Raw genomic sequence first — 23854 nt, 5'->3', positions numbered from 1 at the left:
ACAACAATGGCAAGTTACTTTATCGGCGTAGATGTAGGGACCGGCAGCGCAAGGGCCGGAGTATTCGATTTGCAGGGCCGCATGGTCGGGCAGGCCAGCCGTGAAATTACCATGTTTAAGCCCAAGGCGGATTTTGTTGAGCAGTCTTCCGATAATATCTGGCAGGCGGTGTGTAATGCGGTACGAGATGCGGTGAATCAGGCTGATATCAACCCGATCCAAGTGAAAGGGCTGGGGTTCGATGCCACCTGTTCGCTGGTGGTGCTGGATAAAGAAGGCAATCCGTTGACCGTTAGCCCGTCGGGGCGCAGCGAACAGAATGTAATTGTCTGGATGGATCATCGTGCCATTACCCAGGCAGAAAGAATTAATGCCACCAAACACCCGGTATTGGAGTTTGTTGGCGGCGTGATTTCACCTGAAATGCAAACCCCAAAACTGCTGTGGTTGAAACAGCATATGCCAACCACGTGGAGTAATGTCGGTCATCTGTTTGATTTACCGGATTTTCTCACCTGGCGGGCGACCAAAGATGAAACTCGCTCGCTCTGTTCCACGGTATGTAAATGGACCTATCTGGGCCATGAGGATCGCTGGGACCCGTCCTATTTCAAATTGGTCGGGCTGGCTGATTTGCTGGACAACAATGCGGCGAAAATCGGCGCTAGCGTTAAACCAATGGGCGAGCCGTTGGGTCGTGGGCTCAGCCAACGCGCGGCATCAGAAATGGGGTTGATCCCTGGCACTGCGGTCAGTGTCTCTATTATTGATGCCCATGCTGGTACCATTGGCATCCTCGGTGCCAGTGGTGTGACTGGCGAAAATGCCAATTTTGATCGGCGCATTGCGCTGATTGGTGGCACCTCAACGGCACATATGGCGATGTCCCGTTCCGCGCATTTTATTGGCGGCATCTGGGGACCCTATTATTCGGCTATTTTACCGGAGTACTGGCTAAATGAGGGCGGGCAGTCGGCGACGGGAGCATTAATTGACCATATTATTCAAACACATCCGTGTTACCCACAGCTGTTGGCACAGGCCAAAAGCAAAGGTGAGACTATTTACGAGGCGCTAAATCATATTCTGCGCCAGCTTGCCGGTGAACCGGAGAATATCGCCTTCCTCACCAAAGATATTCACATTTTGCCGTACTTCCACGGTAACCGTTCACCGCGCGCGAATCCGAATCTGACGGGCATTATTACTGGTTTGAAACTGTCTACCACCTTTGAAGATATGGCGTTGCGCTATTTGGCAACCATTCAGGCGCTGGCGCTGGGAACACGGCATATCATCGAAACCATGAATAAGAACGGCTATTGCATTGACACTATGATGGCCAGTGGCGGCGGGACTAAAAACCCGATCTTTGTACAAGAACACGCTAATGCGACGGGTTGCGCCATGTTACTGCCGGAAGAGAGTGAAGCCATGTTGCTCGGCAGTGCCATGATGGGCACGGTCGCAGCAGGTGTGTTTGAGTCGCTGCCGGAGGCGATGGCTGCCATGAGCCGCATTGGTAAAACGGTCACACCGCAAACTAACAAAATCAAAGCCTATTACGACCGCAAATACCGCGTGTTCCACCAGATGTATCACGACCATATGCGCTATCAGGAACTGATGCAGGAGGAAGGATGAGCCAGAGTGATGAATGGCAGATAGCCAGTGACGCATGGATGACTTATAGCCGCGAGTTGGCGGCGTTAAAGGATAATGTCGATCCGCAAGTGTGGTTGCAGGTGCTGGAGATGTTGGCTGGGTGCCGTGGCAAAATCGCGGTAACTGGGGTGGGCACATCAGGTATTGCCGCACGAAAGGTTGCTCATATGCTGGCTTGCGTAGAGCAACCGGCGATTTACCTGAATGCTACGGATGCTGCGCACGGCGATTTGGGTTTCCTCGGGTCACAGGACATCATCATTTTGATCTCTCGTGGTGGGAATTCCGATGAGCTGACCCGGTTGCTGCCAACGCTGCAACGCAAGCAAGTGCAGATTATCAGTGTAACGGAAAACGAGCAGTCGGCTATCGCGCAGGTATCTGCCTTGGTGCTGAAAACGCATGTGAAGCAAGAGATAGACCCGCTGAATATGTTAGCAACCACATCTATTGTTCTGGTATTAGCCCTGTTTGATGCTATCTGCGCCTGCCTGATGGCACGCAGAGGTTTTACCAAACAGGCCCTACTGGCGGTGCACCCTGGCGGAGATGTGGGTATCGAATTACGTAAACAGCAGTAATTAACCGATAAAAAACACCGCACCAGTGTCATCACGCGGTGTTTTTTATTCTGAATATTTCAATGTATTACCAGAAACCCAGCACTTTCCACCAGGCGCTACCGATAATCAGCCAGATAGGGATAACCACCAGACTTATCAGGAAACCAATCTTCCACCAGGTCGCCAGTGGGATAAAGTTACAACCAAACAGGATAGGGGCCGGGCCGCCAGAGTAGTGGGTAGTTGCCATATACAGGTTACTGAACATACCGAATACCAATACTGTCAGCATTGGCGGAGCACCTGCTGCAATAGCAATGGAGACAAAAATGGCATACATGGCACTGATATGGGCGATGGCGCTGGCCATCATATAGTGGCTGTAATAGTACGCCAGCAGCAGGATTCCCATCATTGGCACCCAGTTCATCCCCTGCACTGAACCGGCAATTGATGAGCCAAACCAGGTAATAAAGCCCAGCTTATTCAGTTGGCTGGCGAGAGTTAGCAGAACCGCAAACCAAATCACCGTATGCCAGGCTTCTTTCTCGGCAATCACATCATCCCAAGTCAGTGCGCCACTCAGTAATAGAATTGCCAGTCCAATAAAGGCGGTCATGGTGGCATCAATATTCAGTGCTGCGCCACATACCCACAGCGTCACCAGCCCGACGAAAACAGATAATACAATCCATTCATTGCGGCTCATTGGCCCCATTTCTTTCAATTTCACCATTGCCAGGGCGCGCATTTCCGGGGTTTTCTTTATTTCTGGCGGATAGAAGCGATACAGCAACAACGGGATTACTGCCAAAGAGATTAAACCAGGGACGATGGCGGCCAATGCCCAACTGGTCCAGGTAATGGTAATCCCCATTTCACCGGCCAGTTTGCCAATCATTGGATTACCGGCCATTGAGGTCAGGAACATCGCACAGGTAATGGCATTACACTGGAAGATACATTGCACCAGAAATGCCCCGATTTTGCGCTCGGTACCGCGTTCTGGTGTCGATTCATAGGCTTCAGAAATTGAGCGGAACAGCGGCGTAATGATGCCACCACATCGGGCGGAGGTAGACGGCATCGCCGGTGCGAATAGCAAATCGGTTAGAACCAAACCATAAGCCAGACCTAGCGAGCTGTGGCCCAACTTACTGATAAACAGATAACCGACCCGGCGGCCAAAACCTGTTTTAATAAAACCGCGTGAGATAAAGAAGGCGCAAGCTATCATCCAGATTGTCGGGTCAGCAAAACCAGCTAACACTTCTTTGATGCTCAACAAACCTGTAGCCGCGACGACTGTCAGGCTGAATATCGCCATTGCTCCTAACGGATATGGCGACAGGATCAGGCCGATAACCGTCGCTGCAAAAACCGCCATCAGGTGCCAGGCGCGCGGATCAACCGATTCCGGGACTGGGCTAAACCAGATACCTATCCCAATAAATAGGATAAGTAACATCCTTCCTATACGTGTTTTGAATATCGACATGATTATTTACCCTGATGCTATTTTATGTGCAGTGTTAATCATCGCCAGTGAAAAAGCGGTAATAATGAGATGATTAAGGCGATGGTTATATGAAATAACTGTATATATCCGTCATACTTCAAACTGCATGTGCGTTGGCTGCCATCATTAATCCAAGTCATTGAGTTATCTAAACTTATTAGGTTCACTTCGTTACCGCCTTCCTGCAAATTGAATTATTTAGAGTATAGACAAAATAACCTAGTCATTTTGATCAAAGTCATTCTTATATTGTTCGGGATGAGGATGCATAGCGGGAGATATATATTATTCTGGCGCGAACAATTCAGAAGAAATTTAGCGGTTACTCTACTTTATTAATTATCCTACGCGGGATTTTATCTGTTAAAACAACGTAATTTTGCATTAATAGACGAGAGGGTAAAGCCAGGGGCAGCCTGAGTAGAGGAAAGTTGGACAGATTAAATCTATTGGTAAAGATTAATGTATAAACGTTGCTTATTGGATTTATTACTTTTTGCCTACTGGCAATTGAATATTATTCTGAGTGTAGCCCTATTTTTGGCAACAAAAAAACCCGCACCAAGGCGGGTTCTTTTTATTCAGAATAACGTAACGGCTCAGAGCTATCACCTTCATCTATCGTACGTTATTCCAATAGTTTTGGTATCTATTATTGGCTGTTACAGCGCAATAACATTTGCCGCTGCTGGGCCTTTAGCACCGTTCTCAATAGAGAACTCAACTTTTTGACCTTCATCTAAGGTTTTAAAATCATTACTCTGGATGGCAGAGAAGTGAACGAACACATCTTTGCTACCATCAGCAGGAGAGATAAAACCAAAACCTTTATCAGCGTTAAACCATTTTACTAAACCAGTCATTTTATTAGACATAGAGATACTTCCTTCAATTATTTTTGATTGCCGCCATAGGCGAACGGATAGGCTTGGGTACAACTTATGGGGCACTTAGAAGGAATTTCGCGAAGAAGAGGTATCTGTCTGATAACGCTAATACGGAGAACTGCTTTACTAAAACTGCTTGCATAAATGTTACTGTCAACCGGGTACTGCTTATTACTTTATTTGGAGAGCGGGTTACACTGCTCGGGTCTGGCCGTCATCGCTATCGGCAACCTGCTCCCCTAATCACGCTGTATTACAGAGCGACTACGTTTACCGCTGATGGGCCTTTAGCGCCGTTCTCAATAGAGAACTCAACTTTTTGACCTTCATCTAACGTTTTGAAATCATTGCTCTGGATGGCAGAGAAGTGTACGAATACATCTTTGCTACCATCAGCAGGAGTGATAAAACCAAAACCTTTACCAGCGTCAAACCATTTTACTAAACCAGTCATTTTATTAGACATAGGGATACTTCCTTCAATTATTTTTTGCCACAATAGTGCGGCGAACGTGGTCTGTTTTTCAGCGGATTACTTATTTGGGCACTTAGGAGGAGACTCACGGAGAAGGGATATCTATGGATAACGCTTGAACTGAGGACTGCTTTACTAAAACTGCTTTCATAAGGTCTGTGTTCCAAACCGATGAGGCTATTTAACCACAACACATTCCTCGTGGCAACACAATATTTGACTATCATAATCAGTATCAATAGTTTTTTCATCTGGGAGGGGGCGAGAGGTAATGCCTTTTATGTTACTAAACAGCCTATTACACCGATAAAAGTTGTTGCTAAATTGTGGGGTATTTTTTGTGTTAATGCGCTAATAGCCGGAGGGGGATCCCCCCGGCTGATTAATTTAGCGAGGAGAAACTGTTACTGTGCCGCTACGATCACTGGCAATCATGACGCGTTGACCCGCACTGAAACGCGTTGGCCCTTGTGCCTGTACGACGACGATACTGCTGCCATCATCCCGGCGAATTTCCAGTTGTACACCTTCACTACGGTTCATGGCGCTTTGCACGCCTTGACCTGCCATACCACCGGCTACCGCACCACCTGCCGTTGCCAGGCTATTACCACGGCCACCACCTATAGTGTTACCCAAGAAGCCCCCGACTACAGCACCGCCAATGGCACCGGCCACATTATTTTCACTGCCGCCCTGAATGGTGACTGGCCGTGCAGAGATAACGGTGCCGTAGGTTACGGTCTGTACTTGTCGTGCCTGAGAGGCGGTGAAAGTATCACCAGACGCAGTTCTGTTGTTGGCACATCCACTTAATACTGTCGCTGTAAGTGCTACGGCAATGACCAGCTTATTCATAATCAAACCCCTATTATCGGTACAAATCAGACTTCGTCAGCAATACCCTTCCTACTTGACGTTGCAGCAGTGTTAGCTGTTTTCACTCTGAACCTTGATAAGCTCAACGAGATGCGCTTGTTACCTCACTGTAACGGCAATTACTTTGAGTATAGATAATTGTTAACAATGACTATAGCGTGAGAACTCTTAATCTGAGGAGATAAATATGATAGCAGTGTACATATAGGCGGATTCTCGCCTTATTTTCATGTTACCGTCATGCTAAACATAGTCATTTATCGACTCAGGAAGGCTGTCTTGCTACGCTCTATTCTTGCTGCCAAAATTTTCCGCCTCGACTTAGGTCGACTAATCCTTATTCTAGCTGTAATGAGCGCTTTTGTGACGCTTGCGAACAGTTTCTATGCCAGTTATCGGGTACAGCGGCAGCTACTGATTGATAACACACTCGAAGCCAACCGTGTTTATGCGACTAAACTGGCATCCAGTACGGATATTTTCCTGAGAAGCGCGCAAAAGCAACTGCATTACAGCAGTATGATTGTCGCCAAGAATTTTGATGATCATGAGGTGCTGCAAGCGGAAACCGCACGGCTAAAATACCAAACCGATAGTTTTAACTCGGTGGTAATAACGGATGCACATGGTGTTATCCGCGCAACATCCCCGGACAATCTCCAGTTATTAGGTCACGTATTGACATCACCAGGGTCAGTGGAGGCGTTAAAACTACGTCGCCCGGTAATTAGTAAGCCTTATGTATCGGCAGCAAATAATCTGGTTATCAATATCTCGACCCCCATCTTTACGCCGGATGGACGTTATCGCGGTTATATCGGCGGTACTATTTACCTGCGCAAGCAAAGTATTTTAAATGAGCTATTGGGTGAGCATTATTATCGTGATGGCTCCTATATCGTGGTGCTCGACAGCGATCGGCGCATCCTTTATCACCAAGATACCAGCCGTATCGGGGAAATACTTGAACCTAAGCCCATCACGGAAGCGATAAAAACCGCCACTAACGGCAGCTTGATGGTTACCAATACTAGCGGCGAATCGATGCTGGCGGGCTATGCCATTGTCGAACCCTCCGGTTGGGAAATCATTACCTTACGGCCCGAAGCGTCAACGTTGAAGCCACTGGAAGGTTTAATGCTAAAAGGGCTTGGTCATATCACGCCATTGGCGCTACTCACTTTGCTGGGTGTTTGGCTGTTATCCCGGTTAATTGCCCGCCCGCTGTGGTTGCTCGCCGGCAGTGCCAACCATATGGATAAGCCCGATATTGCCAGCAGCATCAAGGAAATTCCTTCCTGGTATTTCGAATCGACCCAACTCAAACGGGCGCTATTGATTGGCATCAGTTTGTTGCAAAAGAAAATCGGTAAATTGAAGTTTGAGGCACAAACTGATCCCATGACTGGCCTGTTTAACCGGCGTGGATTGGCCATCACCCTCGAGCCTATCTCACAACTTGGGCAGCATTTTTCGGTTATTGCACTGGATATTGACCACTTTAAGTCGATTAATGACGCTTACGGCCACGACGTTGGTGATGAGGTTATTAAGCAATTGGCAGTCCAAATCCGCGATAGCTCCCGTGACACGGATATCTTGTGTCGTAGCGGAGGGGAGGAGTTCCTGATGTTGCTACCGGGTACTACGTTGGATGTGGCCACACAGGTCGCTAACCGGCTGCGTCAAAATGTAGAAAAGATGGTGATATCGGACATTCGTCCCATTACGATTTCGCTAGGCGTGGCGTACTGGAATGGCGAGGGTGTGCTGGAAGATTCGCTCAAACTGGCAGATGAAGCCCTATATCGAGCGAAACAGCAAGGGCGCAATCGGGTAGAGATTGCGTAATAAAAAAGGCGCGCTCCGTGTGGAGTACGCCTTTTTAAACAACAACTTAACTGACTAGTATCAGTTCATGCCGTAGAATGGCATATATGGTTTTTGTGCTTTTTTACTCATTCGTGTTAATGCATTTTTTATATTTAAGTTCAATTGGTTACGTTGATTTCTGTTTTTATGTTATTCACTGCTTTTGGGTTCTTGCGACAAATAGTGTATAACAATTTGTATAACAGAAATGGGGTTGTCATGGCCGGTGAACTGAACAAGCTAACAGATAAAAAACTTAAAAATCTGCTTGGAACTACCAGGGCGAAATATGAGTTTTTTGCTGATGGGGCAGGATTGAGCATCCGGGTTTCCACTACTGGTGGGATTAGCTGGACATACACTTATCGAATTACTGGCGGTGGCGCTAAATTGCATAGGGTTACCCTTGGTCGATATCCTGATGTGACTTTGAAACAAGCCAGAGAATTACGGGATAAATGTCGTTCTTGGCTGGCATCAGGGAAAGATCCTAAGCATCAGTTAAACCTTACTCTTACTGAGTCTTTAAAGCCGGTAACGGTAAAAGAGGCTCTGGATTATTGGGTTATTGAATATGCTACAGAACATAGGGCGAATGTGGAGAGACATAAAGCCCAGCTTAATAAGCATATTTACCCCTACATAGGCCATATGGCGCTGTCAGATTGTGAAACTAGATATTGGTTGCAATGCTTTGACCGCATGAAAAAAAACTCACCAGTTGCAGCCGGTTATGTATTGCAGATGTGTAAACAAGCATTGAAATATTGCCGAGTGAGGCGCTACGCAATCTGTGACGCCCTTGATTGGTTATCTATACCTGATGTCGGGAAAAGGCAGAGTAAACGCTCAAGAGTGCTTTCTGATAAAGAATTACGTGATGTATGGCTTGCTACCGAAGAAAATAACATGTTGCCATATTATCGAAATTTAGTTCGATTGCTGGTGGTATTTGGTGCTCGTACTCATGAAGTTCGTCTTTCTACTTGGAATGAATGGGATTTTGATTCCAGATTATGGATTGTCCCGAAAGAACATAGTAAAACGGGAGACAAAATAATAAGACCAATACCAGACGCAATATACGGATGGTTAGAAAACCTTAAAGAGCAGAATAAAAAGAGCGGTTATTTATTAGGTGAAGAAAAAGATTCATCTGCTGTTAGCCAAACTGGACGGGGTATTTGGAAAAGATTGGGGCATAGTGAATTATGGACACTCCACGATTTACGCAGAACGCTATCAACAGGTATGAATGATATGGGTATACCTCCGCATATCGTGGAGCTACTACTTGGTCATGCTCTGCCCGGCGTTATGGCAGTGTACAACCGCAGTCAGTATTTGCCTGAGAAACTGGACGCTCTGAACAAGTGGATAGAACGGCTGGATGTGCTAGCCGGTAATCATGAAAACGTTGTTATTTTAAAGGTTGGTGAAAAATGAGAATTAACAAAAAAAGTCAGTTGCCAAGCTATTTTGATGCTGATAAATATAAAGCCTTCTCAGTATTAGACGATGAATCTTTACTACAGCAATTAGTTAAGCGGCTGGATATTAAATCAGATTATGAAATGTATGATATTGAAGATATAAACAATATTCTGATGGAGCCTGTGATTTTAGAACCGAATGCATTACACACTTTAAAAGACCATAAAATGAAAGTAGAATCAGAATTGTTAGGCCCAAGATTATCTTCATATGTTGGTGTTAGACCAATGGAGTTAGTCACTGCTTTTCATTTATATAAAAGATGCAAAGAGTTTTCAGATTCTATTGATAATAATAGTGAATTGAGTTTTTTTTCTAAATTCTGGATGAAACAAAGACATATAAATACTATCCCTCAAGAAATATTAGATAATGATGGGTCAATTTACGTAGAAATAGATCTTGAGTTGGATGATAAATTAATAATAGATAGTTTAAGTAGGCTTATCCCTGAGTGGCGAAAGGAGATGGGGGTGCTTGTTAGTGAGGAACCGGTTAATTCATCATGGGCCGTTTCAAGGGCAAAAATATTAGACTATAAAATAATTCCATTATTCGACTTGTTGGCATGGTCTGAAAAAACAAATAATAGCATAACGAATGGAGTTCTAGCGGTTACTTTATTCCCTGATGGTGAATATGACTCAATTAATATAGCACAGACGATTAAACCATTTTTAGATAAAATTTTTAACTTTTCTTCTATAGAGAAATTCAAAAGAGAAATCTCTTAATCTTTTTTATGTAAATTTATTAAGCGAGAAATAAAAGTTATTTTTGCATAATGCTAACGCTTTTTAATGCAGACAAAATAGCCTCCACAAACTTAGAAGCAGTGGAGGCAGCATGACTACCAATCAATTTAACCCTACCCCAGAACAGCGCCGTGTTGTTCTTGCCGAATATGCCGAACCTAATGATCGCCTCGTGCGTGAAAAGGAACGTCAGCGCATTACTTCTATTTCCCGCTCAACTGCATGGCTTCTTGAGAACGAAGGCCGTTTCCCTGCCCGTAAGCCTCTTGGCCGCAACTCATGTGCATGGTTGCTCAGTGACTTACTTTGCTGGGTTCGCAATCCCCCGGCTGTAAATAACGTTAATACTCCATGTGGTCGCAAATTGGCCTAACAGAGTGTCAATGCAAACTCACGCAAGATCGCCTGATCAGCGAAAAGAAATTAACTTGCGAGCAATTGCACAAAGTAAATAGCAGTATCTGAAATGCTGTCGCGGCGGCTCTAAATAATGAACTTATTGGAGCAATAAAAATGGTATCTAAGAAAGTAACTGCCTTATCTGGCAGTACCCAAACTCAGCCTAAAATCGTACTCAGCGGTATTAACGTTAATGGCTTGCCTATCGAGTTTGTTAGTCAGTGGACAGAGTATTGGACTAAGCAAAGTTTCGCTATTTCAGTACCTGCTATTATTCGTCGCCAGTATTACCCGGATGATTCAGCGTTTAGTATTGCCATGCGCAAAGCTGGCTATGTGCCGGTTCGTACGCGAAAGCTGACAGGGAAGAAGGAGAGTTTCTGGCTGTATCGTGTAACTGGCAATGATAAGGGGGTATGTCCAGCAGTTCCCGCTAATAGCAAGGCTTGCGGCCCATTTGTGCAGGTGTCACACAAGCCTCGATATGGTTATAACGAGGTCGCTTTAGATGGGAAATTACTTCATGTGTATGGCGACCACATCCGTTTACTGACTAAAAAGCGGGTTCGTGTGAATGGTAAGCAGGTTCAGGGCTACACAGCTAAAGGTCTGCGTGTGGAGGTAGTGGCATGATGCTTACAACTCCAGTAGCCAGCCAGAGTAAAGCCTTTCCCTTGGCTGGCATCCTGAACCGACTATCTTTGAGCGAGTCGCATACTAAACACCGCAATTCACCGAGTTTACCGGCACACCGTAACCTGTTGATTAAACTTAATTGTGCTGAAATGGAATTAGCTAACTCATTGATTCTTGCACAAACCTGCCGCGCAGGGAGTCGAGTAAACAAAGACGAACAGTATTCGGGTTCGGCTGAACATAAACATTGCTTAGGTTCGGTAGTCATTCGAAACGGATGTAACAACGAAAATCAGCAGGTTACAGGCAAAGAAAAGGGAGGTACTGAGAATACCGCCCTTTGTGGTTATGGTTTTTTCCATCATGAGTTAAATCAACATCTTGCAGCGCGGCAGGATTTGCAGCTAGTTAGAAACTATTCGCAAAACCCACACATGCTAAATGATTACTCAAATCTGAGTCATGAGGAAAATCAACATCTTGCAGAACAGCATGTTAGTACCTGCGAAACTTTCGTAGGTCAGCCTTTTGGCTTTTATTTTAAACTGAATGAGGTGTTAACTTTATCACTCGAATTTGGATCGTGGTTTACTTTAATATCACCTGAGAGCAGCCCTTTCGTAAACCAATACAGCAATATTACAAATATTACGATTATTACTGATTGCCCTTTAGTTGGTATTTCCATAGTAAAACCTCCTTTGAATACTCAGCCTTTTTGCTCGATACCGCGAGATTGTAACTCTTTTCGGATAATGCGCTTTATCCAAGCAGAAACAGATGCATCTCCATCTTGTGCCAAAGCTTGCTTGATACCATCCTCCAACGCAGGTTCTACACGCAAAGCAATTTGTTTATTACCTTTACCTTTTATTTCTATGGTTGACATTTGGTTGACACCTAACTATGTTTGGTTGGTAGTCAAGTGTATGACAAGTGCATACCAAAAGGCAACGCCCCAGAGTGCTAGAACACTACTGAGGCGTTTAACCACCAACGATAGATTAGATATCGAGGCAGCTATGTTAAATCATACCCCAACTCGCTTTAAATTTCTCTTTCTCGCCGTGCACCGTTCTGACCTGAACGCCAAGCCGCACCGTGAATCTGTAACCGCCCATTCTGAACAAGAAGCCCGCCGCTCTCTGTCCGGTCAGTTCGTACTTTCCTTTGCTGGTCGCCTGCCGGAGGTGATCCATGCGTAAGCCTATCCCATTAGATTTAGCGCTCTATCGCACCGGTTTAGCCTGTTCGCTTTATGAAACCATTTTGGATAAAGCGAGTGATGAATGTTCGAAGCAACTACTCGACCTTATATGTATAGCTTGTGACATCAATAGTGAGGTTAATCATTCACTCAGCGCTGTTCTGGAGGCTAATCATGGATAAGTTAACCCCATGCGAAGTATCCGATGTGTTGTTTAGCCTCTCTCGTATGCTGGAAGTTGCTCAATTATTGATAGGCGAACCAGAAGGTGAAGATATTGGTTATGAACTTCTTGAATTTGCACAACAACATGCAGCAAAAGCGGCGAAAAATATCAAGGGGGTGAACTATGCGTGAACTGCGGCCTAAAGAACCCGTACCTCTGGATATTGCCACGCATAAAGCAGGTCAATTAAATGCGCTCTTGCTGCTGATGTTTGAATCCGATGTTGATTTAGATATTACTGACGAAAAGGAGTTAATCGGGTTAGCACTGGATCTCGCCGGGCCTGTGGCGGTTCATTTGCTCGAACGGGAGGCTGTACAAAAATGACATTCGTTAATGACGTTCGCAGCAAAGCCAAAGGCCACTGGGAAGCTATTTTACAACGTCTGGATATTCCAACCAATCGTAGCGAGGGTGAGTGTCCAAGCTGTGGCGGTAAAACCCGCTATCGATTTGATGATCGGGAGGGGCGCGGAACCTACTATTGCTCACACTGTGGCGCGGGTACCGGGTTGGATTTAGTGATGAAGGTTAACCAGTGTGACGCCCGTTCAGCGGCAGAAATGGTCGCGGGTGTAATGGCGCTGCCCTTGCCAGAGCCGAAGCCAGCCAGAGAGAAGCCTCAACCCAACATCGCTATAGCTGACAAGGTGGCGGTGCTGGTGGCTAAAACAGTATCGGGTGAATCTCAGTACCTACACAATAAGGGCCTTCCAAGCCCCTCCAATGCCTTACTCAGTGACGGCTCTCTGTTGCTGATACTGCAAGCAATGGACGGCACCACCACCGGCGCACAGGTGATTAACCCTGACGGCTCGAAACGGTTATTAGCGGGTACCGCGAAAAAAGGTTCATTTATTCCGGTAAGGCTCCAGTCACCAACAGAGGACGAACAGCCTGTAACGGTGCTGATCGCCGAGGGTTACGCAACCGGCGTTACCGTTTCGTTACTGGATGATGGGGTGGTACTGGCCGCACTGGACGAAGGCAACCTAATTCACGTCGCGAAGGTCTGCCGTGAACGGTGGCCACTGGCAAAAATCATCATTGCCGCAGATAACGACTGGCACGAATCGGGAGAATGTGACGAAAAAGGTAAACTCAAACTGAATATTGGTGTTATCTCCGCTGAAAAAGCCGCCATTTCCGTTTCTGGCTGGGTAGCCACGCCACCGACTCACCATAAAGCCGACTGGGACGACTACCGCCAACAAAACGGCACAGAGGCCACTACGCGCGCTTTTACTGAATCACTGTATCAACCAAAGGGGGCGAGCATGTCCGTTCAACTCACGGCGATAGAGGGCGGCAAAAAAGGCCAAGAAGAACGTGATCCGCTCGCACCGCATGTTCTCAGCCGAAAAGATGGCATTTTCTGGATCACGCCAAAGGTGGATAAAGACAGTGGCGAAATCATCAACAATGAAAGCTGGTTATGTTCGCCGCTTGAAGTTATCGGCAAGGGTCAGGAAGATCGTGAGCAATATTTGATTTTGTGCTGGAAAGCATCGGGCCAGAAGTTACCTGTCACAAAAGCGATTCGAAAGGCGGATATTGGTGAGCGTGAGGGCTGGCGCATTCTGAAAGGTGGGGGTGTAGATGTCACCACAAAACCGGCTTTACGGGCTACTTTAGGGGACTGGTTACAACGCAGCGCCGATGATGAGATGTGGAGTATAACACCTCGCTCTGGCTGGCATATGGGCGCTTATATCATGCCTGATGGTTCTATCATCGGTGAACCAGAGCAACCTATCATGTTTAACGGTGGAACAGCCGCAGCAGAGGCTTACAGCGTGGCAGGAACGGCGGAAAGCTGGCGCGATAATGTGGCGCGACTGGCAGCCGGTAATCCGTTTCAAATGTTGGCCGTAGGGGTTGCGCTGGCTGCGCCCATGTTGCCACTGGTGGGCGCTGACGGGTTCGGCATCCACCTCTACGCCCAATCTACCGCAGGTAAGACAACAGCCGAAGATTTAGCATCAAGTTTGTATGGTGAGCCAGAGCGCCAGCGCCTTACGTGGTATGGGACGTCTCTGGGTATTGCTAACGAAGCGGAAGCGCATAATCACGGACTCATGGCGCTTGATGAAGTGGATCAGGGCGCGAACCCTCGTCACGTTTACACATCGGCCTACACACTGTTTAACGGCAAGGGTAAGCTGCAAGGTGATAAAGATGGCGGGAACCGGGCGCTGAAATACTGGAAAACGGCCGTTATCAGTACCGGTGAGCGCGATATTGAAACCTACCTTAAAGGGGCAGGTATCAAGGTTAACGCCGGGCAACTGGTGCGGTTGCTCAATATTCCGGTATCTCGACCAACGGAACTTCACGGCCACCCAGATGGCAAGGCCCATGCCGACGCCCTTAAGGACGCATGGCAGCATAACCACGGCACAGCAGGTCGGGCGTGGATTGCTTACCTGTCCGAGCATACACAGGACGCTATAGCCGTCTATGCAATGGCAAAAGCCCGATGGCGGGCACTGATTCCAAGCAGTTACGGTGAGCAGGTACAGCGGGTTATTGATCGCTTTGCCGTTATCGAGGCTTCACTCGTACTGGGCAAGGCTGTTACCGGTTGGAGTGAACAAGGGTGCCGTGATGCGTTACAGCATGTGTTTAACGAATGGGTGGCAGCTTTCGGCACAGGCAACAAAGAGATAGAACAAATTATTGAACAGGCAGAGGCATTTTTGAGTGCCTACGGTATGAGCCGGTTCGCGCCACTGCCCTACGACCCGGAAAGCCTCCCTATTCGTGATTTGGCAGGATACCGGGAAAGCAAAAGTTACGGCGACCCTGTGACGTTCTATGTCCTGCCCGCAACATTCAAGGGTGAAATGGCAAAGGGGTTTGATTCGGCACAGTTTGCAAAAACGCTTCATGAGTCCGGCAGACTAAAGAAACCAGCCAATGTGAATGGTTATCAGACATTCACCCCACGCCTTAAGCACCTTGGCGGAATAAAGCAGCGGACTTACCTGATTGTCCAACTGTCAGATGAAGAATAACTCAATAAGAGAATGAAAATACGTTGTACCAGTTGTACCAGAGAAGGGTTTTTAATTATATACATCTGTTTTATAAGTGGTTTGTAATTAAGTTCTGGTACAAGTCTGGTACAACTCAAGGCCATTTTGGTACAACTAAAGGGGTTTTTGGTACAACCATGCAAGGGTAGTGAAGGTGGGATAGTCAGTTTGCACAGTTGTACCAGACTCATATCGAGTTGTACCAAAATAGGGGGGTAGTTGTACCAGAGAATTTACGTCAATTTGTTAATTAACATTAGGTTATCTGTTTTTGGTACAACTGGTACAACTGGTACAACTACTTTTCGTGTATTTATATAAAACTATCAAAACTTGAGGAGTACTGAGCGTGGATGATGAGTATAAAATCAAAAGTATTACACCTTCGATTGCTGGCTGGTGGCTTGAATGTCAGGACGAGGAAGGTAATACATGGTTCCAGCCTATTGTTGCATGGGCAAATTGTAGAATCCTAAATAATGGTTCGGAGTATGTAACTACTTATATAGATTTTGAGGGGCTATTCCCAATGGTGGATGGTGGTGAGGGTGCCATTGTTCCTTATATCACTGGTGATGCTGGAATCCGATATCTGCCAGATGCTAAATTCAAGCCTAGTAGCGAGCCGAGTTCATCTGCTTATTATCCAGTAAATGAGGAATAAATATGTCATTAAGCAAACTTGAAACCAACAACCTAAAGTCTGATCGTGACGCCATGTGTCAATCAGGCGTCAGGTATGAGGATACTATCGAAGCACTCAAACTTATTGAGTTACGTCGAATGAATTCACACCTTGAATATCTGGCGTCAATAATGGAAAACGCGCCTTGGAATATTAAGGAGTAATAAATAGTTTTGTAAATGTTTTGTTCTCATGCTTACTCGTGTTTACCCCTCGATATTTGAGGGGTTTTCTTTATTATTTTCAGTCATATATTGGTCAGTGACACTCCGACGGGAGCCGTCACTTTAGCCGTTTAGCGCCCACCTTTCCGCACTGGAATTCTGTTAAACGGCTTTACCTTTTAAGTTGGTTTCCCGTCTGTATTCACACTTACGGAAACCACTATGAAAAAATTGTTAGAGTTACGCCAGAAGAAAGCCGAGTTAGCCACTCAAATGCGCTCACTGCTGACCAAGGCCGAAGATGAAAAACGCAGCCTTACCCCCGAAGAAGCCACCCAGTTTGATGAAATCCGTGCTCAGGCAGATGCTCTGGTTACTGATATCATCCGTTATGAATCCCTTGCTGATGAAGAACGCACTCAGGGCGGTAAAGCCAAGCCTGTAGGCGATGGTAAGAAAGTGACCAATGACGAGTTACGCCATTACATCATGACCGGCGAAACCCGTATGTTGTCTACCACCGTGAATGAGAGTGGCGGCTATTCAGTTATCCCTGAGCTGGACAGTGAAATTATGCGCATGTTGGCTGATGAGTCAGAAATGCGCCAAATTTGCACCGTCAAAACCACCAAATCCAACGAGTATAAAAAACTTGTGTCCGTGGGCGGCGCGGCGGTAGGTCGAGGCGTAGAAGGTGAAGCCCGTACCGAAACCGCGACGCCTAAGCTGGAAGAGGTCAGTATCAAGCTGAACCCAATCTATGCTTACCCGAAAACCACGCAGGAAATCCTTGATTTTAGTGATGTGGATATCTTGGGCTGGTTGACCGAAGAAATCAGCGACACCTTTATTGAGACCGAAGAAACCGACTTAGTTAATGGTGATGGTACCAAAAAGGCTAAAGGCTTCCTGTCTTACCCTCGTGCTGCAACCGGTGACCGTACTCGCCCATTCGGAACGCTGGAAAAAATGGTTGCTGCCGGTGATGCGCCTACCGCTGATGAATTAATTGATTTGGTCTTCAAGCTGCGCCGCCGCTACCGCAAAAATGCTGTTTGGGTGATGAACTCCAACAGTGCCGCCATGTTGCAAAAGCTGAAAAACGGTAATGGTGATTATATCTGGCGTGACCGTCTGCAAGCTGGCGATCCGGATATGTTGCTGGGCCATCCAGTGCGCTATTTGGAAAATATGCCCGATGCTGAACCGGGTAAGCCGGTTATTGCTGTAGGTGACTTCAAGCGCGGCTATTTCATCGTCGATCATGAAACAGGCACCCGCACCCGTCCTGACAATATCACCGAACCGGGCTTCTATAAGGTTCACACTGATAAGTATCTGGGCGGTGGGTTGGTGGACTCCAACGCGATCAAGGTTCTGGAAATCAAGGCCGCGGCCAAGTAATCCAGTCGGGGGCTACGGCCCCTTTCTTGTCAGGGAGTTTACCAATGAAAGACACCGATTTTGAGATCCGCACCGCCAGCTTATCCACTAGCGATAAAAAGTTAGTGGGCTATGCCGTGAAATGGAATAGCCGCTCAGAGGTGCTGTGGGATGAGTTTGTCGAGCAGTTCGCGCCCAATGCCTTTAAAGCCAGTCTTGCCGCCGGTACCGATGTTCGCGCTTTGTTTGAGCATGACTATACCGCGCTGTTAGGTCGCACCCAGTCAAATACCCTAGTGTTAAGTGAAGACGCTACCGGTCTGCGTTTTGAGCTAACCCCACCCGATACCCAGTTAGGCCGTGATGTGCTGACCATGGTTGAGCGTGGCGATATATCAGGGATGAGCTTTGGATTTAGGGCATTAAAAGACCAGTGGGACAGTACCAAACAGCCCTATGTCCGTACTGTGTTGGCGGCTGAACTACGGGAAATCACCGTGACCAGCTTACCGGCCTACCGTGAAACGGATGTTCAGATTGCCAAGCGCTCACTGTTAGCTCAACACCCGGAGCTGGTGGATCTGTCTCTGCGTTCCCATTGGGCTTATCTGGCGGGGTTGTGATATGTGGCCGTTCAAACGCAAGACCGAAAGCCGTTCAATGACCATTGATGAGTTTATGGCGCTGGCTGGCATCCCCAATACGGGGGCCGGTGAACATGTGTCTGCTGCTACTGCTGAATCTCTGCCGGCTGTTATGAATGCTGTGACCGTTATCAGTGAAGCCGTGGCCTCGATGCCGTGTTACCTGTACCGGGTTCAGAATGAGAAAAGAGAATGGTTATCGGAGCATCCAGTTGATTACTTGCTGAATGAATACCCGAATGACTGCCAGACCCCTTACCAGTTCAAGCGCACGATGATGCGTCATTGTCTGCTCAATGGTAACGCTTATGCAGTTATCGAATGGGGCAAGGATGGTAAACCGCAATCACTGCATTCTTACCCACCTCGCGCCGTGGTACCCAAACGCCTGAGCAATCACCGATTCGCCTACACCATTACACACCCGGACGGCACGGTAAAAACGTACCTTCAGGAAGAAATCTTGCACCTGCGACATGCTACTGAAGATGGTTTCCTTGGGCGTTCGCCGATCACTGTCTGTCGTGAAACAGTTGGGCTTGGACTGGCTCAACAACGTCATGGCTCGTCGGTGATGAATAACGGCCTGATGGCGTCCGGCGTATTGACAACCGGTGACTGGTTAGACGGGCCAAAAGGCGCTAAGGCACTGGAAGCATTGGAGCGTTACAAAGGCGCACGCAATGCCGGTAAAACGCCGATTATCGAAGGCGGCATGAAGTACGAGCAGTTAGGCATGAGCAATCAGGATGCTGAGTGGTTGGCCTCTCGTCGCTTCACCATTGAAGACATCGCCCGGATATTCAATATCAGCCCGATATTCCTGCAAGAGTACTCCAACAGCACCTACAGCAATTTCAGCGAGGCGAGTCGCGCTTTTCTGTCTCAGACCTTGCGCCCCTGGCTAACAAATTTTGAGCAACAGGTTAAAGCCTCTCTTCTGGTGGCCAGTCACCCGGTTCAGGTTCGCTATCAGGTGGAGTTTGACACTGCCGACTTGCTACGGGCCAATCCTCAAGAACGTTTCCGCAGTTACGAAACCGCCATTAAATCAGGCGTGATGTCTCCGAATGAAGCGCGTGAGCGTGAGGGGATGCCAGCGTATGCCGGTGGTGAGGAATTCAGTCAGGCATGGAAACAGACAGTACAGGTGAAATCCGACGATGCTAAGGACGACCTATGAGAGCTGGCGGCTTACGACACAAAGTGACGATACAGACGTTTACCACGACTCAGCTACCGTCCGGCCAGCCATTAAAGCAATGGAACGATGTCGCTACAGTCTGGGCCGAAGTGAAGGCAATTAGTGGCCGTGAGCTGATTGCCTCTGGTGCGGAAATGTCAGAAATCACTATTCGGATCTGGATGCGTTACCGGGCTGGCGTGAGTTCAGCGAACCGCATTCGCTTTACCGTCAGGGGTGGCAAGCCCATGAATTATGACATTACCGCAGTGATACCCGATGAGAAAGCCACCCGGTTAGAGCTGCTGTGTAAGGGAGGTGTGAGCCAATGATAACGCTGGATGAGGCAAAGCTACATTGTCGTGTTGATGGTGATTATGAAGATTCACTTATTCAGATTTATATCGATGCCGCGCTGGAGGTCTGTCAGCAGCATATCGGTAAACGGTTTGATGCCGGTCTGGAGTTCAATCCTGCTATTCGTGTGGGGTGCCTGATGTATGTATCTCAATTGTATGACGGCCGGACGATGGTCAGTGAGGTTGAGGCTAAAGAGGTGCCACTGACCATTTCTGCATTGTGGAGTACTTATCGCGATCCGGGGGTGTACTGATGCCAGTCCATCCATTGAAACGTTGTAGTTATCCCGGATGCCGCATACGTGTGAAAGCTGGCCGTTGTGTTGAGCATAAACGTGAAGCCAGAGTGCAACAGGATTCGCAACGTGGTTCTCGTCGTGAACGTGGCTATACGCCCAGATGGGATAAGTACCGCCTGATGTATCTCAAGGCTCACCCGCTTTGTGTCCGCTGTGAGAAGCAAGGCATCTATACCCCCGCCAAGATAGTAGATCACATTATCCCGATTGATGGTGGTGAAGATGTTTTGTTCTGGCCGGAGAGTAATCATCAAGGTTTGTGTGTCAGTTGCCACAGTCGTAAGACCACTACGCAAGACCCTGTGACAAAGCAGCAGCGCAAAGCGGGTAAGTTCCATGAGCAAGAGGAGGCCGCCAAGCACCGCAATGATTGGATACATGAGTACAACAAAAATGCGTGAAGAAGAGATGCAGCGATTAATCAACGAGTTACAGCGTAGTCGCGAGGGTTTTATACAGAGCCATAGCAAGGCGTCTAAGCAAGCCACAGGCAAGCGTATGACGAAGCGTGACCGTGAGTTAATGGATGCGTTCCGAAACCGGTGACGAGGCGCAGGGCAAGGGGTGGGGGAGGTTTGAGGACAAAGCCCAAGACCGCTGGCACCACCCGCCTCCTCAAATTTTTACGCGCGGCACTTTTTTTCGTAGCAGTAAAGGCACAGGAAACAGCAATTTATGGCTAGACCACCCAAAGCCCCCACTTATTTAGATGAGATTGCTACCGCAGAGTGGAAGGCAAGGGCAAAGCAGTTGATGGAGCGCGGCGATCTGATTGATGCGGACTGGCGTAACCTTGAATTGTATTGCCTCAACTACTCGATGTACCGCAGAGCCGTGGCAGACCTTGCGGCGCGGGGTTTCTCGGTTGAAGGTTCTCGCGGTGCGACCACCACGAACCCTGCGTTGAAAGCCAAGTCTGACGCTGAGAAAATTATGATAAAAATGTCCTCGCTTATGGGCTTTGATCCAGTATCTCGCCGCCGTAATCCGGTGGAAGTTGATGAGGCAGACGCCCTTGACAGCCTATAACCGGTACGCGCTGGAGGTACAAAGCGGCAAAATCCCGGCCTGTATGCGGCTAAAACAGGCCGTTGAGCGGTACTTTAATGACCTGAATAACCCGCTTTATACGTTCGATGGGGCCACTGTAGAGCGCTTTATTGCCTTCTCTCACCTCTGCCCTCACGTAAAAGGCCCTCTACGGGGTCAGCCTATCGTGCTGGAGCCGTGGCAACAGTTTGCCTTTGCCTGTTTGTTGGGGTTCAAGGTGGCAGCTACAGGCCGCAGAAAGTACCGCAGTGCTTACATTCAGGTACCTCGCAAGAATGCCAAGTCAACGGTAGCGGCTATTCTGGCTAACTGGTTTCTGGTGATGGAGCCGGGCCAGCAAGATATCTATACCGCCGCCGTGAGTCGTGATCAGGCCCGTATCGTATTTGATGATGCCCGTCAGATGAGCCTTATCTCAAAGCCCTTGAGAAAGCGTCTCACTATTCAGCAGCACAAACTGATTTATGCCAAAACCAACAGCCTGTTAAAGCCACTGGCCTCCAAAGCCTCGACCATTGAAGGGACGAACCCCAGTCTGGCGGTGGTGGATGAGTACCATCTTCACCCGGATAACGCCGTTTATTCGGCGCTTGAGTTGGGAATGGGTGCCCGGCCAGAAGGGATACTCTTTGCTATCACCACAGCGGGTAGCAACGTGGTTTCAGCCTGTAAGCAACATTATGACTATTGCTGCCAGATATTGGCCAGTGAAGAACAAAACGAATCGTTGTTTGCCTTGATCTACGAGCTGGACGACGAAAGCGAAGTTGAGCAGCCCGAACAATGGATTAAAGCGAACCCTAATCTGGGTGTTTCTGTTGATGTTACGGCACTGACTGACACCATCAATAAGGCGCGGGGCATTCCCTCTCAATGGGTTGAGATGCTGACCAAGCGCTTTAATATCTGGTGTCAGGGCGAAACGCCGTGGATGGGAGCTGGTGCATGGGACGCCTGTATAGCCGATTACAGCGAGGATGATTTAACCGGTCTGGAGTGTTACGCCGGGTTAGACCTGTCATCAACCAGCGATATTACCAGTGTGTGCTACTCGTTCCCGGTTGAGAACCGTGTATTGCTACTTACCCGCCACTATATCCCCGAAGCCCAGTTGAATAATGCCGCCAATAAGAACCGGGCCATATATCGGCAATGGGTTAAAAGTGGCTGGATACGCACCACACCGGGCGACTGTATCGATTATGACCGCATCCGTGATGATGTACTGGCAGATAGCCAGCGGTTCAGTATCAAGTTGGTAGGGTTCGATACGTGGAACGCCACCCATCTTAGAACACAGCTACAAGGGGCCGGTCTGGATGTAGAGCCGTTCCCGCAGACCTACATGAAATTTAGCCCGGTAGCCAAGTCTGCCGAGGTATTCGTTAACCGCAAGGTAATTCAGCACAACGGCGATCCGGTCTTGGCTTGGGCGATGAGCAACGTTGTGATGGAAACCGACGCCAACGCCAACATCAAGCCGAACAAGAAGAAAGCCGCCAACAAGATAGACCCGGCTATTGCCTTCCTGATGAGCTTTGGCACTTACCAGATTGAACATGAAGACTTTGCGTACACCTTGAGCGAAAAACAGCAACAGCGGCTTAAAGCCTTTGACGGTATTTAATTGGAGATTGGTTATGAAAAGACAAATTGTGTTAGGTGGTGTTTTAGGTAAGAAATTCGGACGGGAATATAACTGGGATGTATCAAGCCCAGCAGAGGCAATACAAGCCTTAAGATTACAAATTAAAGGTTTTAAGCAATTCCTATTAGACAGTGAATCAAGAGGGCTTACATTTGCTGTTTTTAATGGAAAACGGAATATTGGTGAGAATGAGCTAGATCTTGATGGTAAGGCTCCGATTCGGATTATCCCTGTGATTATTGGCAGTAAAAAAGCGGGAATATTTCAAACCATTCTCGGAGCTGTTTTGGTTGCTGTTGGGGCGATACTTTGGGCTACCCCTATGGGCGTTCCGTTGGTCATGTCTGGTGCGTCAATGATGCTCGGCGGGGTGGTGCAAATGTTATCACCGCAACAGGGCGGACTTGCGTCAAGGCAATCAGCAGAGAATACCCCAAGCTATGCATTTGGTGGGCCTGTGAATACAGTTGCACAGGGAAACCCTATTCCGATTGGTTACGGTGAGCGAATTATCGGCGGTGCCATTATTTCAGCCGGTATCTATACCGAAGATCAGATGTAAGTTGTGAGCACTGAACCTATAGCGACCGTGACGGGGCATATAACCAAAGCCCCTAAGCGGGTACAGAGCAGCACAGGGAAGGTGATGGCTGTAGCGACAATTCTTGCATCGAGCGATAAACGCAGTGATTACCCGTTGCGGGTTATTGCCTTTGATATGTTGGCGCTGGAGTTAATGCTTTGCCCGTTGGGCCAGAAGATTACCGTTAGTGGCAGGTCTGCATACTGGAATGGGTATCAGGTTACAGCCAGTCACATTAGCC

At 47.7% G+C, this 23854-nt stretch carries 28 protein-coding genes; 24 read left to right on the top strand and 4 right to left on the bottom strand.

The features are described from left to right. Positions 1 to 6 precede the first annotated feature (6 nt). Together V1956_RS00140 and V1956_RS00135 are read left to right on the top strand one after the other, a co-directional pair. A complete protein-coding gene (locus tag V1956_RS00140; protein ID WP_372560385.1) occupies positions 7 to 1644 on the top strand; it encodes an FGGY-family carbohydrate kinase in 1638 nt (545 codons plus the stop codon). Beyond that, positions 1641 to 2246 carry a KpsF/GutQ family sugar-phosphate isomerase gene (locus V1956_RS00135; RefSeq protein ID WP_083162165.1) on the top strand — a complete coding sequence of 202 codons (606 nt, stop codon included), beginning with the start codon at positions 1641 to 1643 and terminating at the stop codon, positions 2244 to 2246. Before V1956_RS00140 ends, V1956_RS00135 begins: the two co-directional genes overlap by 4 nt. Positions 2247 to 2313: 67 nt before the next feature. Here the strand turns inward: V1956_RS00135 and V1956_RS00130 are convergent, their stop codons facing one another. The 4 genes from V1956_RS00130 to V1956_RS00115 all read right to left on the bottom strand — a co-directional run bounded on the left by V1956_RS00130 (position 2314) and on the right by V1956_RS00115 (position 5967). Further along, entirely contained in the window at positions 2314 to 3726 is a 1413-nt protein-coding gene (locus tag V1956_RS00130; protein ID WP_042568990.1) for an anion permease, read from the bottom strand. Positions 3727 to 4409: 683 nt separating this feature from the next. Beyond that, positions 4410 to 4622, bottom strand: coding sequence for a cold shock protein CspG (gene cspG / locus V1956_RS00125; RefSeq protein WP_032907660.1), 213 nt, complete (start codon positions 4620 to 4622; stop codon positions 4410 to 4412). A 265-nt stretch (positions 4623 to 4887) separates the two neighbouring features. Next, on the bottom strand, positions 4888 to 5100 hold the full coding sequence (gene cspE / locus V1956_RS00120) for a transcription antiterminator/RNA stability regulator CspE (RefSeq protein WP_005163090.1): 213 nt from the start codon (positions 5098 to 5100) through the stop codon (positions 4888 to 4890). Positions 5101 to 5496: 396 nt separating this feature from the next. After that, positions 5497 to 5967 carry a glycine zipper 2TM domain-containing protein gene (locus V1956_RS00115; RefSeq protein WP_083162175.1) on the bottom strand — a complete coding sequence of 157 codons (471 nt, stop codon included), beginning with the start codon at positions 5965 to 5967 and terminating at the stop codon, positions 5497 to 5499. Positions 5968 to 6279: 312 nt separating this feature from the next. Here V1956_RS00115 and V1956_RS00110 point away from each other — a divergent pair, with 312 nt between their 5' ends. From V1956_RS00110 to V1956_RS00005, 22 genes are all read left to right on the top strand, one after another. Further along, positions 6280 to 7839: a sensor domain-containing diguanylate cyclase gene (locus tag V1956_RS00110; RefSeq protein ID WP_442825768.1), complete on the top strand. Its 1560-nt coding sequence runs from the start codon at positions 6280 to 6282 to the stop codon at positions 7837 to 7839. 240 nt (positions 7840 to 8079) lie between these two features. Next, entirely contained in the window at positions 8080 to 9306 is a 1227-nt protein-coding gene (locus tag V1956_RS00105; protein ID WP_087770045.1) for a tyrosine-type recombinase/integrase, read from the top strand. Continuing rightward, on the top strand, positions 9303 to 10088 hold the full coding sequence (locus tag V1956_RS00100; protein WP_087770046.1) for a DUF6387 family protein: 786 nt from the start codon (positions 9303 to 9305) through the stop codon (positions 10086 to 10088). Before V1956_RS00105 ends, V1956_RS00100 begins: the two co-directional genes overlap by 4 nt. Positions 10089 to 10200: 112 nt before the next feature. Then, entirely contained in the window at positions 10201 to 10482 is a 282-nt protein-coding gene (locus tag V1956_RS00095) for a helix-turn-helix transcriptional regulator (protein ID WP_427259495.1), read from the top strand. A 140-nt stretch (positions 10483 to 10622) separates the two neighbouring features. Beyond that, on the top strand, positions 10623 to 11141 hold the full coding sequence (locus V1956_RS00090) for a hypothetical protein (RefSeq protein WP_442824712.1): 519 nt from the start codon (positions 10623 to 10625) through the stop codon (positions 11139 to 11141). Next, positions 11138 to 12349 (top strand): host cell division inhibitor Icd-like protein, encoded by a 1212-nt coding sequence (locus V1956_RS00085; RefSeq protein WP_442824711.1) that lies wholly within the window; start codon positions 11138 to 11140, stop codon positions 12347 to 12349. The genes V1956_RS00090 and V1956_RS00085 overlap by 4 nt, the downstream gene beginning before the upstream one ends. After that, a complete protein-coding gene (locus V1956_RS00080; RefSeq protein WP_046694456.1) occupies positions 12342 to 12533 on the top strand; it encodes a hypothetical protein in 192 nt (63 codons plus the stop codon). The genes V1956_RS00085 and V1956_RS00080 overlap by 8 nt, the downstream gene beginning before the upstream one ends. After that, positions 12526 to 12708, top strand: a complete 183-nt coding sequence (locus tag V1956_RS00075) for a hypothetical protein (RefSeq protein ID WP_049604556.1) — start codon at positions 12526 to 12528, stop codon at positions 12706 to 12708. Before V1956_RS00080 ends, V1956_RS00075 begins: the two co-directional genes overlap by 8 nt. Further along, positions 12701 to 12904, top strand: a complete 204-nt coding sequence (locus V1956_RS00070) for a hypothetical protein (protein ID WP_050078201.1) — start codon at positions 12701 to 12703, stop codon at positions 12902 to 12904. The genes V1956_RS00075 and V1956_RS00070 overlap by 8 nt, the downstream gene beginning before the upstream one ends. Beyond that, complete coding sequence (locus V1956_RS00065) at positions 12901 to 15594, top strand: DUF927 domain-containing protein (protein WP_442824710.1); 2694 nt, start codon at positions 12901 to 12903, stop codon at positions 15592 to 15594. The genes V1956_RS00070 and V1956_RS00065 overlap by 4 nt, the downstream gene beginning before the upstream one ends. 370 nt (positions 15595 to 15964) lie before the next feature. Next, positions 15965 to 16279: a hypothetical protein gene (locus V1956_RS00060; protein ID WP_442824709.1), complete on the top strand. Its 315-nt coding sequence runs from the start codon at positions 15965 to 15967 to the stop codon at positions 16277 to 16279. A 407-nt stretch (positions 16280 to 16686) separates the two neighbouring features. Continuing rightward, positions 16687 to 17868: a phage major capsid protein gene (locus V1956_RS00055; RefSeq protein WP_442824708.1), complete on the top strand. Its 1182-nt coding sequence runs from the start codon at positions 16687 to 16689 to the stop codon at positions 17866 to 17868. 44 nt (positions 17869 to 17912) lie between these two features. Next, the gene (locus tag V1956_RS00050) at positions 17913 to 18470 is read left to right on the top strand and encodes an HK97 family phage prohead protease (protein ID WP_048618033.1); all 558 of its coding nucleotides are present in this window, start codon (positions 17913 to 17915) and stop codon (positions 18468 to 18470) included. A 1-nt stretch (position 18471) separates the two neighbouring features. Next, positions 18472 to 19674: a phage portal protein gene (locus V1956_RS00045; RefSeq protein ID WP_226715781.1), complete on the top strand. Its 1203-nt coding sequence runs from the start codon at positions 18472 to 18474 to the stop codon at positions 19672 to 19674. Continuing rightward, positions 19671 to 20006, top strand: a complete 336-nt coding sequence (locus V1956_RS00040) for a phage head closure protein (RefSeq protein WP_442824707.1) — start codon at positions 19671 to 19673, stop codon at positions 20004 to 20006. The genes V1956_RS00045 and V1956_RS00040 overlap by 4 nt, the downstream gene beginning before the upstream one ends. Then, complete coding sequence (locus tag V1956_RS00035; RefSeq protein ID WP_025376817.1) at positions 20003 to 20287, top strand: head-tail connector protein; 285 nt, start codon at positions 20003 to 20005, stop codon at positions 20285 to 20287. Before V1956_RS00040 ends, V1956_RS00035 begins: the two co-directional genes overlap by 4 nt. Further along, entirely contained in the window at positions 20287 to 20733 is a 447-nt protein-coding gene (locus tag V1956_RS00030) for an HNH endonuclease (protein WP_226715783.1), read from the top strand. Before V1956_RS00035 ends, V1956_RS00030 begins: the two co-directional genes overlap by 1 nt. Further along, positions 20711 to 20878, top strand: a complete 168-nt coding sequence (locus V1956_RS00025) for a hypothetical protein (protein WP_442824706.1) — start codon at positions 20711 to 20713, stop codon at positions 20876 to 20878. Before V1956_RS00030 ends, V1956_RS00025 begins: the two co-directional genes overlap by 23 nt. 129 nt (positions 20879 to 21007) lie before the next feature. Continuing rightward, entirely contained in the window at positions 21008 to 21361 is a 354-nt protein-coding gene (locus V1956_RS00020; protein ID WP_050321885.1) for a phage terminase small subunit P27 family, read from the top strand. Continuing rightward, a complete protein-coding gene (locus tag V1956_RS00015) occupies positions 21348 to 23009 on the top strand; it encodes a terminase large subunit (RefSeq protein ID WP_442825767.1) in 1662 nt (553 codons plus the stop codon). Before V1956_RS00020 ends, V1956_RS00015 begins: the two co-directional genes overlap by 14 nt. A gap of 13 nt (positions 23010 to 23022) precedes the next feature. Then, the gene (locus V1956_RS00010; RefSeq protein ID WP_046694469.1) at positions 23023 to 23592 is read left to right on the top strand and encodes a tail assembly protein; all 570 of its coding nucleotides are present in this window, start codon (positions 23023 to 23025) and stop codon (positions 23590 to 23592) included. A 3-nt stretch (positions 23593 to 23595) separates the two neighbouring features. Then, a partial coding sequence (locus V1956_RS00005; RefSeq protein WP_442824705.1) for a hypothetical protein occupies positions 23596 to 23854 on the top strand: 259 nt, incomplete at its 3' end.

Origin of the sequence: Yersinia sp. 2540 StPb PI (assembly GCF_052217165.1) — a bacterium.
GTDB lineage: Bacteria > Pseudomonadota > Gammaproteobacteria > Enterobacterales > Enterobacteriaceae > Yersinia > Yersinia enterocolitica_E.
Note: the sequence above shows the minus strand (reverse complement) of the source record. Positions and strands in the feature narration are given on the sequence as shown.